This window comes from Methylopila sp. Yamaguchi, from assembly GCF_002897035.1.
Lineage (GTDB): Bacteria > Pseudomonadota > Alphaproteobacteria > Rhizobiales > Methylopilaceae > Methylopila.
The window spans coordinates 52,936-64,189 of sequence record NZ_BAUX01000009.1 but is presented as its reverse complement, the minus strand read 5'-3'; the positions used below and the strand labels follow the sequence as shown (position 1 = coordinate 64,189).

Sequence of the window (11,254 nt, the reverse complement as noted above, 5' to 3'; positions counted from 1 at the left end):
GTGACCCCAGCCCCGGCCCACCGCACCCCGATCGAGATCCGCCCGGTCGAGACGCGCCGCGACGTCACGCCGTTCTGGCGGGCGGGTCTCGCCGCGCAAGGACGCGATCCGGCCTTCACGCCGCCGCTGCTGCACGAGCTCAACCTTACCATTACGCCGGGGAACACCCCCTTCGCCCGCGACAACGACGGGCGCGCCTGGACCGCCTTTCGCGACGGCCGGCCGGTGGGGCGGATCTATGCGGTCAAGGACCACGCCCATCTCGCCATCCACAAGGACGGCGCGGGCCACTTCGGCTTCCTGGAGGCGATCGACGACGACGCCGTCTGGGACGCGCTGTTCGCGACCGCCGCCGCCTTTCTGCGCGAGCGCGGCCTGACGCGGATGACGGGTCCGTTCAGCGCCTCGATCAACCACGAGTGCGGCCTGCTGGTGGAGGGCCATGACACGCCGTCGACCACCCACACCAACTACGCCCCGCGCTACTACGCCAAGCAGCTGGAGCGGCTCGGTTTCTCAGGACTCAAGGACCTGATCGGCTACGAGGGCCCTGTGGCCGGAAGCTCGCTGCCCGCGCGCGTCAAGCGCGCCCGCACGCGCTGGGCCGGCTCCAAGGACCTCGTCATTCGCAGCGCCGTCGGCCGCGAGGCGGTCGCGACCCTCAACGCCGTCTACAACGACGGCTGGTCCGGCAACTGGGGCGCCGTGCCGGTCTCCGACGCCGAGGCGAGCTTCCTCGCCGAACTGGCGCAGCCGCTGCTGCCGCGGGACTGGACGACGATCGTCACCTGGAAGGACGAGCCGATCGGCGTGCTCGCCATGGCTCCGGACGTGAATGAGGCGATCCACGGGCTCGGGGGCAAACTGTTCCCCTTTGGCTGGGCCCGGATGCTGTGGCGGCTGAAGGTGGCCGGCGTCAACCGCGTGCGCGTTCCCGTCATCGGCGTCCGCCGCGCCTGGCGCGGCACGCGCGTGGGGGCGATGGCCGCGGCTTCGCTGCTCGCCGACGCCGTGGAGAAAGCGCAGGCGGCCAAGGTGCGGCGCATGGAGGTCAGCTGGATGCTCGAGGAGAACCGCTCGGTCATCAACCTCGTCGCCAGCCTGCCCGCCAAGCACACGAAGACCTGGCGGCTCTACGGGAAAGACCTGTAGGCGCGTGGAAGCTGCCGTCACTCTTCAAGCTGTGAATCCATAAAGCGGCTAACAGCAAGACCTCTGCGGCCGCAACTACTGGTCCGGAAATTCGCCGTCGGCCATCTCATGGCCTTGAGAACTTGCCCCCGCGAAACGGGCTCCAAATAAATTCGCGCCCTGGAAAATAGTCGCGTCGATGGCGGCGCCACGAAAATCAGCGTGCGAAAGATCAGCGTATGAAAAATCGCAAGTTTTAACGTTGGCTTTGTGAAAACTTGCGCCGCGCAGATCCGCCCGCCGAAAACTCCCAACCAGAAACGATCGCGAAAAATCGGCACCTGCGAGGATCGCCTCATCAAGCCCCAGCACCTCGGGATCTTCGGTATCTGTTTCCTGAAAGGACCGTTCGCCGCGCGCATAGCGAGCCAGCAATTCTGCCGTGGTGTCACTCATGCTCGGATAGTAAGGAGATACTCGAAGACCTCGCAAGCGTAACGCTGGCATGTGGCGAGTTTCCCTACTCGCGCCGAACTCTAGCTCTCCTCACGGTGCCGAAGCGGTTTCCTGACCTTGGGTAATCCAAGTCCAAGAACGCTGCGCCTTCAGCTTAGTCGTTAGGCGCGAGGGCGCGACCAGCATTGCGGTGCCGGCACTTTACCTCAGACCGCGAGACCATCGTCCCCCGGTTCTCGCGCGGCCCGAAAAGTGCTACCCGCCCGGACGTCCGCACCGTCCAAGGCCAAGATCCCATGTCCGAACGTCCCGTCGCCCGCGCGTTGCTGTCGGTTTCCGACAAGACCGGCCTGATCGACTTCGCCCGCGCGCTCGTGGAGCGCGGCGTGGCGCTGGTCTCGACGGGCGGCACGGCGAAGGCGATCGCGGAGGCGGGGCTTGCCGTGCAGGACGTGTCCGATCTCACCGGCTTTCCGGAGATGATGGACGGCCGGGTGAAGACGCTGCACCCCAAGGTCCACGGCGGCCTGCTGGCGATCCGCGGCGACGCCGGCCACGAGGCCTCGATGGCGGAGCACGCCATCCTGCCGATCGACCTGCTGGTCGTGAACCTCTACCCCTTCGAGGCGGCGCTCGCGCGGGGCGCCGACTACGACGACATGGTCGAGAACATCGACGTCGGCGGGCCGGCGATGATCCGCGGCGCCTCCAAGAACCACGCCCACGTGGCGGTCGTGGTCGACGTCGCGGACTACGCCTCGGTGCTCGATGACATGGCGGCGAACGGCGGAGCGACCTCCCTGCCCCTGCGCAAGCGTCTCGCCGCCAAGGCGTTTTCGCGCACCGCGGCCTACGACGCGGCGATTGGCACTTGGCTGTCAGGCCAGGCGGGCGAGACAACGCCAGCCTTCCGGGCGCTCGGCGGCACGCTGGCGCAGGGCCTGCGCTACGGCGAAAACCCGCACCAGGGAGCCTCGTTCTACCGAACGGCCGAGAGCCGTCCCGGCGTCGCGACGGCCGTGCAGCTCCAGGGCAAGGAGCTCAGCTACAACAACCTCAACGACACCGACGCGGCCTATGAGCTCGCTGGCGAGTTCGACCCGGCGCGGACCGCCGCCTGCGTCATCGTAAAGCACGCCAATCCCTGCGGCGTGGCGGAGGGCGCGAGCCTGAAGGACGCCTACCTTGCGGCGCTCGCCTGCGACCCGGTCTCGGCCTTCGGCGGCATCGTGGCGCTGAACCGGACGCTCGACGCCGAGGCCGCGGCGGAGATCGTCAAGATCTTCACCGAGGTGATCATCGCGCCCGACGCGACCGACGAGGCCAAGGCGATCGTCGCGGCCAAGAAGAACCTGCGCCTGCTGGTCGCCGGCGCCTTGCCGGACCCGCGGGCCAAGGGCCTCAGCGTGAAGACCATCGCCGGCGGCTTCCTGGCCCAGGACCGCGACAATGCGGTGGTGGATGATCTCGAGCTCAAGGTCGTGACCAAGCGGACGCCGACGGAGGCCGAGCTCGCCGACCTGCGCTTCGCCTTCCGCGTGGCGAAGCACGTGAAGTCGAACGCCATCGTCTACGCCCGCGGGGCCGCCACGGTCGGCGTCGGGGCTGGCCAGATGAGCCGCGTCGACAGCGCCCGCATCGCCGCCCGCAAGGCCGCGGATGCGGCCGAGGCGGCGGGCGCAAGCGAGCCGCTGACCCGCGGCGCGGTGGTCGCCTCCGACGCGTTCTTCCCCTTCGCCGACGGCCTCGACGCCGCGATCGAGGCGGGCGCGACCGCCGTCATCCAGCCGGGCGGATCCATGCGCGACGCCGAGGTGATCGCCCGGGCGGACGAGGCGGGACTCGCCATGGTGTTCACCGGCGTGCGACACTTCCGCCACTGACGCCGGACGACCGCGCGGCGTTCACGCCGAGTTCAGCCATCCGTTATTGTCCGGAGCTGACTTCGGCGCGACGCGCGTGCTATGGCCGGTTGCAGCAACAGGGTACCTCCCCCCGCGCTTCGTCCGACCGTTCCGTCTCCGCCCATGAGGCCTGACCGCATGACGTCGTTCCGTCCCGTCGTCCGTTCCGCTGCGCTTGCCGGCGTCCTCGCTTTGGTCTCCGCTTCCGCCCAGGCCGAAGCTCTCCGCGGCCCCTGCCGCGTCGCCGACTCCTATCTCGGCCTGTCCGGCAAGCTGGACCGCGCGACCGCGAACGTCCTGCAGGACGACGAGCTGAAGGTGCTGGTCGTGGGCTCGTCTTCCACCGCGGGCGTCGGCGCGACCGCGCCGGAGAAGGCCTACACGAAGCGGCTCGAAGCCGAGCTCGAGGATCGCCTGCCCGGCGTCGATGTGGACGTGGTCGCCCGCGGCGTCGGCGGCGAAACGGCGCTGGGCGCCGAGGCGCGGCTCGACAAGGAGATCGCGGCGGCGAAGCCCGACCTCGTCGTCTGGCAGATCGGCACCAACGACGCGGCGCGGCGGATCGACCTCGCCACCTTCCAGCAGGTCACCGAGCGCGGGCTCGCCCGCATCGCCAAGGCCGGCGTCGACGTGGCGCTGCTCGACCCGCAGTACGTGCCCCAGGACGAGGCGGCCTACGCGCCCTATCTCGGCGCGCTCGAGGCGCTCGCCGCCAAGACCGGCGCTCCGGTCGCCCACCGCTACGCCGCGATGCGCGCGCTGGCGAAGTCGGGCGCGGCGGACATGCTGTCGGCCGATCGGCTGCATATGAACGACATCGGCCACGCCTGCGTCGGCGCCTTCCTGGCCGAAGCGCTCGGCCGCAAGCTCGCTCCCACGCCCGCCGTCGCCGACGTCGCCAAGCGGACCTGAGATCAAGCGGACTTAAGTCCACCGGGCGCCGGCGGCGGCGTCTTCCCCGGCGGCATCGCGGCCCCATGTCTCCCCGCGTCATCCGAGCGAGGAGACCACGACCCATGCTCGTCACCACCACTCCGACCGTCGAAGGCCGCCGCATCGTGGCCTACCACGGCCTCGTCACCGGCGAGGCCATCCTCGGCGCGAACCTTTTCCGCGACCTGTTCGCGGCGGTGCGCGACATCGTCGGCGGCCGCTCCGGCGCCTATGAGAAGGAACTCAAGCGCGCCCGCGACATCGCGCTGGACGAAATGACGGCGGAAGCCCGCGCCCTCGGGGGCAACGCGGTGATTGGCGTCGACCTCGACTACGAGACCGTGGGCGAGAGGGGCTCCATGCTGATGGTGTCGGCGACGAGCACCGCCGTCACGCTGGCGTAGCGCGCCCGGGGCGGGCTTCGCGACCCGGCGTCAGCCGCCGCCGAACAGCCGTTTCAGGAAGCCGAGAGGCTCGCGCAGCGGGCCGCCGTCGCCCCCGCCGCCCCGCGGGCGCTGCCGCGGGGTCTCGTCGACCCACTGGCCGTCGGGCATGTCGCCGCCGTCGCCGCCGCCGGGACCGGTCTGGTAGACGTCGCCGGGCTCCTGGTAGCCGGCCACATGGGCGCTCCACTCGCCCGGCAGCGCCGCGACCGCCACGCCGTCATGGGCCCGCGCCATGAAGCGGCTCCAGATCTCGACCGGCAGCCCGCCGCCCGAGGCCTTCTTGGTGACGGAGTTGTCATCGTTGCCCAGCCAGACGGCGGTGACGAGGTGGGAGGTGTAGCCAACGAACCAGGCGTCGCGGAAATCCTGGCTGGTGCCGGTCTTGCCCGCGGCGGGCCAGGCGCGGAACGAGGCGCCGCGCGCGGTGCCGGAGCGGATCGTCTCGGTCAGCATGGCGTTCATCATGCCGACGCGGTCGATGTCGACGACCTCCTTCGGCGGCTCGGCCCGACGGTTGTAAAGCACCTCGCCGTCGGAGGTGGTGACGCGGGTGACGACGTAGGGCTTCGCCAGCATGCCGCCGTTGGCGAAGGGCGCGTAGGCGCCGGCGAGCTCCAGCGGCGTGACCTCGGAGGTGCCGAGCGCGACCGAGGGGTTCGCGGCGAGTTCGGAGCTGATGCCGAGCCGCTGGGCGGTCAGCACCACGTTCTCCGGGCCCACCTCGACGCCGAGCCGCACGGCGACCGTATTGATCGAGTGCGACAGCGCCGTCGTCAGCGTCATGGGGCCATTGTAGCGGCGCGAGTAGTTTTCCGGGTTCCAGCCCTTCAGCCGGATCGGCTCGTCCACCCGCACTGCGTCAGGGGTGAGGCCGAGCTCCAGGCCGGTGAGATAGACGAACGGCTTGAACGACGAGCCGGGCTGGCGCTTGGCCGCGACCGCGCGATTGAACTGGCTGTCGGCGTAGGACTTGCCGCCCACCAGAGCCTTGACGGCGCCGTCGGGGGCGAGCGCGACCAGCGCGCCTTGGCTCACCTTCAGCGCCGCGCCCTTCTTGGCGATCGCGTCGGCCAAATCCCTCTCGGCTTCGGACTCGAGCTTGGGGTCGATGGTGGTCTGGACGGTCAGATCCTCGTCGTAGACGCCGACGAGGCCGTCGAGCTGGTCCATCACCCAGTCCGCGACATAGCCGATCGCGCCCTCGGGCTTGGGCGCGGGGGAGGGCGGCGAGACGCGGAAGGCGCGGTCGGCGAGGTCGCGGGAGATGTAGCCCTCGTCCGCCATGGAGGCGAGCACGAGGTCGGCGCGGGCGCGGGCGCCCTCCGGGTCGCGGGTCGGCGCGAGCCTGGACGGCGCCTTGACGAGGCCGGCGAGGATCGCAGCCTCCGAGATGTTCACGGCGCGGATCGACTTGCCGAAGTAGCGCTGCGCCGCCGCTTCGACGCCATAGGCGCCGGCGCCGAAGTAGACGCGGTTGAGGTACATCTCGAGGATCTTCTTCTTGCCGAACTTGCGTTCGAGCCAGAAGGCCAACACCGCCTCCTGCACCTTGCGCTCCAGCGAGCGCTCGGGCGTCAGGAACAGGTTCTTGGCGAGCTGCTGGGTCAGCGTCGAGCCGCCCTGCACCATGGTGCCGTGCTCGAGGTTGGTCTTCATCGCGCGCGCCAGGCCGATGAAGTCGACGCCCCAGTGGTCGTAGAACCTCCGGTCCTCGATCGCGATGAAGGCCTGCGGCACGAAGGGCGGGATCTCGGACAGCGGCACCTGCGCGCCGCCGGTCTCGCCACGGTTCGCGAGCGGCTTGCCGTCGGCGCTGGCGATGACGACGTTCGGAGGCCGCTTGGGGATCTCGAGCTTGTCGATCGATGGCAGACCCGAGGCGTAATAGGCGATCACCCCGCCCGCGCCCACGGCGCCGAACAGGCCGAGCACCACCACGAGCGAAAGCAGCCGGCCAAGCCAGCTTCGCCGCGGACGCCCGCCGCGACCTCCGCCGCTCTCGCGACGACGCTTCGGCGTCCTACGCCCCATGACCCACGCCCAGTAAGAGAGCTTTTCGCGTTCCAGCGGCTCCGGTCCCGCCGCGCCCGTGTCGAAGCGCGGCTCCCGCCGCCCGTCGCTCCGGGCGCCGTCCAGCCTCGGCTCCTTGAACGGATCGCCCCGTCCGTCGCCGGTCGGCCGGTCGTCGGGCGTCAGCCTGAGGTCGAAAGCTCCGCCGTCGCCGCGCCCGTCGAACCGCGGCTCTCGCCGTTCGTCCTTCTCCGAGCGCCGTCCGAACGCCATGCCTGCCCCGCCTCGTCACGAATCCACGCCGCGGCGCCGTCACGCGCCGTCCCATGTCCACCGGGGTGGACTTTGAATGCGGCGGGTTTAGGGACCGTTAGGGCCCCAAACGCGGTCGCGAGTCCGCGGTTCCCAAGCGTTTCGCGTCCCGCGCGGCGATCCGCTTGTGCAGGTGGACGAAAAAGGACGTTGCAAACAGCGGGGTCAGGAGGTTCGCGAAGGGTACGAGCGCCAGCGCCGCCACCACCAGGCCGCCTGAGAAGACTCTAAGCCTGTGGCGCCTGCGCAACGCGGTCGCCTCGCCCTCGCTGCGGAACCGCATGGCGGCGAGCGAGAAGTATTCGCGGCTGAGCAGGTAGGCGTTCACCCCAAGCCAAGCCAGCACGTTGACGCCCGGCAGCAACAGGAAAAGCAGGAGCGCGAGGTTGAGGCCGAGCACCAGCAGGCCGAAACGCGCCGACAGCCACAGTCCCCGCGCCACCGGCACGGCGACGCCGGGCGGATCGTTGGGATAGTGCGCGCGCTCCACCACCTCGGCGACGTCGTCAAGAAACAGGCCGGCCACGAGCGCCGTCACGGGAACCACCAGGAACAGCATGCCGAAGGCCGTGCCGAGCCCGGCGATCACCCGCGCGATCAGGCTCAGCGTCTGATTTTCCAGCGTGATCAGATGGTCCGCGAGCGCCTGCAGGCCGATCCAGCCGACGACCAGCATCAGCGCGGTGAGGCCAAGCGACTTCAGCAGCACGGCGCGGAACGGCGGCGTGAACATCTGCCGCGCGGAAAGCAGCGCCGCCTCGATCATCGCTCAGCCCTCAAGCACCGGGGCGGGCGTCGAAACGCCCTCCGCCGCGTCCGGCGAGGTGGCAACTGGGCGGGCGCCGCCGCGCAGGGCGTGTGACGTCATGCGGCGGACCTGCTGCTCCAGCTCCCGCGTCAGCGTCTTGCGGTTCACCGAGGCGTCGACCCGGACCGGCGTCCCGAAGGCGACCGTGACGTCGATAGCGCCGTTCCTCAGCACCGCCCAGAGGTGCGGCACGAAGTCGATGTCGCCGTACCATGCGATCTCGGAACGAGTCCTGAGACCGAGCGGCAGCCCGTTGCGCTTGACGTAGGCGATCGACACCGGCTGCACGTAGACCGCGCCCGCCCCCTCGCCGCCGATCGCCTGCTGCGCCGCGCCGAGCAGCGCGGAGCGGAACGGGAGCACCCGGTTGCCGTCGCTGGAGGTGCCCTCGGCGAACAGCACGACGGCGTCGCCGGCTTGCATGCGTTCCGCCATCTCCCGACTGACGGCGGAGGTCGCGGTGCGGCGGGCGCGGTCGACGAAAATCGAGCGCTGCAGCCGCGCCAGCGAGCCGAAGACGGGCCAGGACGCGATCTCGGACTTCGCCACGAAGGAAACCGGCGTGATCGCGCCGAGCACCAGAATGTCGAGCCAGGAGCTGTGGTTCGACGTCATCAGCAACGGCCGCCCCTTCGCCGGCGCGCCGACGACATGGGTGGTGACGCCGATCGCGCGCAGGGCGTAGCGGTGGAACAGCACGGGGACGCGCCCGGGATCGCCAAGGCTGAACTTCAGGATGAGCGTCTGAAGGGGAATGCCGATCGCGATCACGGGCGCGAGCGCCGCCACCGTGGCGGCGGCGCGGAGGGCCTTCGCGTCCAGCCCCAAGCTCAACCCTCCCGGTCGTCGAGCGGAACGGCGTAGAGCTCCAGCCTGTGGTCGACGAGCTTGTAGCCGAGCCGCTTGGCGATCTCCGCCTGCAGGCGCTCGATCTCCTCGTCGCGGAATTCGATCACCTTGCCGGAGCGCAGGTCGATGAGATGGTCGTGGTGCTCGTCCGGGATGGGCTCATAGCGCGAGCGGCCGTCACGGAAATCGACCTTGGCGATGATGCCCGCGTCCTCGAACAGCTTCACCGTGCGGTAGACCGTCGAGATCGAAATGCGAGGGTCGACGCCCGAGGCGCGGCGGTAGAGCTCCTCGACGTCCGGGTGGTCGTCGGCCTCCGCCACGACGCGCGCGATCGTGCGCCGCTGCTCCGTCATGCGCATGCCCTTGGCGGCGCAGAGGCTCTCGATGGTGTCCGGCTTGAGGACGCTCAACTCTCAGCCTCCTCGTCTGGCGGTGCGACTCGTCGAGAGGCTTATAAAAGTCGCGCGGTCCGCCGTAAACGACGCCGGCGTCATGTCATGTCGAGCGCGAGGATCCTTGCGCCGCCCCGGGTCCCGTCGGCGCGGCGATAATAGGCCTTCCGGCGCCCCACTTCGGTGAAGCCGAAGCGGGCGTAGAGCGCGAGCGCGGCCGCATTGTCCTCGTCCACCTCGAGCGCCACGCGCCGCACGCCTTCGCCCGCGAGCTGCCCCAGATGGCGGGCGAGCAGCGCATGGCCGCCCCCGCCGCCGCGGCTGCGCTCGAGCACGGCGATCGACAGCACCTCCGCCTCGTCGACGGCAACGCGCGAGGCCGCGAAGCCCACCGGGCGCGATCGGCCTTCGGGATAGAGCGCGCAGGCCCGAACCGCCCGGTCGCGCAGCAGTTGCTCCATCTCGTCGATGCTCCAGCCGCGCGCGAAGCAGGCGGCGTGGATCGCGGCGAGATCGTCGGCGTGTCCGGCGTCCGCCGGTTCGATCGCCCAGCGTCTCAGACCCGAGGCCCAGGCGTTCCAGAACCACAGCCAGTACATCGAGACGTCAGCGGCGCGGAATGCGGCCGCCCTCCTGCGGGTGGGCGTCGGCGGCCTTGAGGTAAAGCGGCCGGGGGGGAGAGGACTGAGGATCGCACGCGGCGCCGAGCCGCGCGAGCCAGATTGGGTCCGGCGCGTGGTGCGGGCCCTCCGCCTTTCGCAGCAGGCCGCCGACCGCGGCGTCGATCACGAGCTCCGCGCCGGAGCCGACCGCAAGCGCAGGCCCGTCGCCGAGGACGGCGGCGGCGTCCGCGGCTGACACGAGGCCGGCCGGCGCGAGCGGCGCGGCGTCGGGCGCGAACGCCTGGAAGAACACGCGGCCATGGCGCGCGTCGATGGCGGCCGCCACGGGCAGGCCGTGGCCGGCCGCGAGTTCAGGCGCGGCGAGCGCCGCCAGCGTCGTCACGCCGACGATCGGGACGCCGCGCGCCAGCGCGAGGGCGCGCGCCGCGGCGAGCCCCACGCGCAGCCCCGTAAAGCTGCCGGGACCGACGGTGACGACGATGCGCTCAACCGTCGACAATCCACCCGCCGCGGCGAGCGCGTCACGGACCTGAGGCATCAGCGCTTCGGCGTGGCCGCGCGCCATCGCAACCGAGACGACGTGCGCCGGCGCGGCGTCGTCGTCGGTCTCGACGACCGCGACGGAGGCGGCGCCGAGGGCCGTGTCGATGGCGAGCACGCGCATGCCGGGAGGCCGGTCAGACGATCTTGCAGAACTCGTCGAAGTCCGGCCGCGGAAGGCGCTCGAACATGTTCTTGCCGTCGCCGTAGCCGAGGTTCACGAGGAAGTTCGAACGCAAGGTGGTGCCGGCGAAGAAGGCCTCGTCGACGGCCTTGCGGTCGAAGCCCGCCATGGCCCCAGTGTCGAGGCCGAGCGCGCGGGCGGCGAGGATCAGGTAGCCGCCCATCAGCGAGCCGTTGAGCTGCGCGCCGCTTTCGATGGCGGCGTCATTGCCTTCGAACCAAGACTTGGCGTCGGCGTGCGGGAAGAAGCGCGGCAGGTTATCGATCCAGCGCAGGTCGTAGGCGACGATCGCCGTCACCGGCGCCGCGGCGGTCTTGTCGCGGTTGCTGGCCGAAAGGGTCGGCAGCAGCTTCGCCTTGGCCTCGGGGGAGGTCACGAACACGAAGCGGCCGGGGAGGCCGTTGGCGCTGGTCGGCCCCATCTTCACCAGTTCGAACAGCGCGCGCAGTGTCGTCTCGGAGACCGGCTCGGGCTTGAACGAATTGTGCGTCCGAGCGGCGCGGAACAGCGCGTCGAGCGCGGCGTCGTCGATGGGGGCGCGGTGCGGTCCTGTCACGTGCGATCTCCTGGACACCAAGGGGCGGCGACGGCCGCTTCGGTCGCGTCCCTTTTAGCAGCCGCGCGCCGCCGCGCCAGCGGTGCGCGGACGCGGGATCGCCGCAG

The 11,254-nt window shown here is 70.5% G+C and carries 12 protein-coding genes; 4 read left to right on the top strand and 8 right to left on the bottom strand.

Annotated elements, in window-relative coordinates; translation table 11 throughout:
• Window positions 1-1,152 (top strand): hypothetical protein, encoded by a 1,152-nt coding sequence (locus METY_RS11980; protein ID WP_103121629.1) that lies wholly within the window; start codon window positions 1-3, stop codon window positions 1,150-1,152.
• Window positions 1,153-1,227: 75 nt separating this feature from the next.
• Here METY_RS11980 and METY_RS11975 read toward each other — a convergent pair whose 3' ends face one another.
• On the bottom strand, window positions 1,228-1,587 hold the full coding sequence (locus METY_RS11975) for a pentapeptide repeat-containing protein (protein WP_160147353.1): 360 nt from the start codon (window positions 1,585-1,587) through the stop codon (window positions 1,228-1,230).
• Window positions 1,588-1,883: 296 nt separating this feature from the next.
• On the opposite strand from METY_RS11975, the gene purH reads away from it, so the two are divergent.
• The 3 genes from purH to METY_RS11960 all read left to right on the top strand — a co-directional run bounded on the left by purH (window position 1,884) and on the right by METY_RS11960 (window position 4,828).
• Complete coding sequence (gene purH, locus METY_RS11970) at window positions 1,884-3,470, top strand: bifunctional phosphoribosylaminoimidazolecarboxamide formyltransferase/IMP cyclohydrolase (RefSeq protein ID WP_103121627.1); 1,587 nt, start codon at window positions 1,884-1,886, stop codon at window positions 3,468-3,470.
• 159 nt (window positions 3,471-3,629) lie between these two features.
• Window positions 3,630-4,403 (top strand): SGNH/GDSL hydrolase family protein, encoded by a 774-nt coding sequence (locus tag METY_RS11965; protein ID WP_103121626.1) that lies wholly within the window; start codon window positions 3,630-3,632, stop codon window positions 4,401-4,403.
• A gap of 104 nt (window positions 4,404-4,507) precedes the next feature.
• Window positions 4,508-4,828: a heavy metal-binding domain-containing protein gene (locus tag METY_RS11960; protein ID WP_103121625.1), complete on the top strand. Its 321-nt coding sequence runs from the start codon at window positions 4,508-4,510 to the stop codon at window positions 4,826-4,828.
• Between the two features lie 30 nt (window positions 4,829-4,858).
• Here the strand turns inward: METY_RS11960 and METY_RS11955 are convergent, their stop codons facing one another.
• From METY_RS11955 to METY_RS11925, 7 genes are all read right to left on the bottom strand, one after another.
• Window positions 4,859-7,153 (bottom strand): transglycosylase domain-containing protein, encoded by a 2,295-nt coding sequence (locus tag METY_RS11955; protein WP_103121624.1) that lies wholly within the window; start codon window positions 7,151-7,153, stop codon window positions 4,859-4,861.
• A gap of 97 nt (window positions 7,154-7,250) precedes the next feature.
• Window positions 7,251-7,958: a sulfate transporter family protein gene (locus tag METY_RS11950; protein ID WP_103121623.1), complete on the bottom strand. Its 708-nt coding sequence runs from the start codon at window positions 7,956-7,958 to the stop codon at window positions 7,251-7,253.
• 3 nt (window positions 7,959-7,961) lie between these two features.
• A complete protein-coding gene (locus tag METY_RS11945; protein ID WP_103121622.1) occupies window positions 7,962-8,828 on the bottom strand; it encodes a lysophospholipid acyltransferase family protein in 867 nt (288 codons plus the stop codon).
• Between the two features lie 2 nt (window positions 8,829-8,830).
• Window positions 8,831-9,211 carry a Fur family transcriptional regulator gene (locus tag METY_RS11940; protein ID WP_103121735.1) on the bottom strand — a complete coding sequence of 127 codons (381 nt, stop codon included), beginning with the start codon at window positions 9,209-9,211 and terminating at the stop codon, window positions 8,831-8,833.
• Between the two features lie 131 nt (window positions 9,212-9,342).
• Entirely contained in the window at window positions 9,343-9,843 is a 501-nt protein-coding gene (locus METY_RS11935; protein ID WP_103121621.1) for a GNAT family N-acetyltransferase, read from the bottom strand.
• 7 nt (window positions 9,844-9,850) lie between these two features.
• Window positions 9,851-10,531, bottom strand: coding sequence for a tRNA (adenosine(37)-N6)-threonylcarbamoyltransferase complex dimerization subunit type 1 TsaB (gene tsaB / locus METY_RS11930; protein ID WP_103121620.1), 681 nt, complete (start codon window positions 10,529-10,531; stop codon window positions 9,851-9,853).
• Window positions 10,532-10,544: 13 nt separating this feature from the next.
• On the bottom strand, window positions 10,545-11,147 hold the full coding sequence (locus METY_RS11925; protein ID WP_244593624.1) for a malonic semialdehyde reductase: 603 nt from the start codon (window positions 11,145-11,147) through the stop codon (window positions 10,545-10,547).
• Window positions 11,148-11,254: the final 107 nt, after the last annotated feature.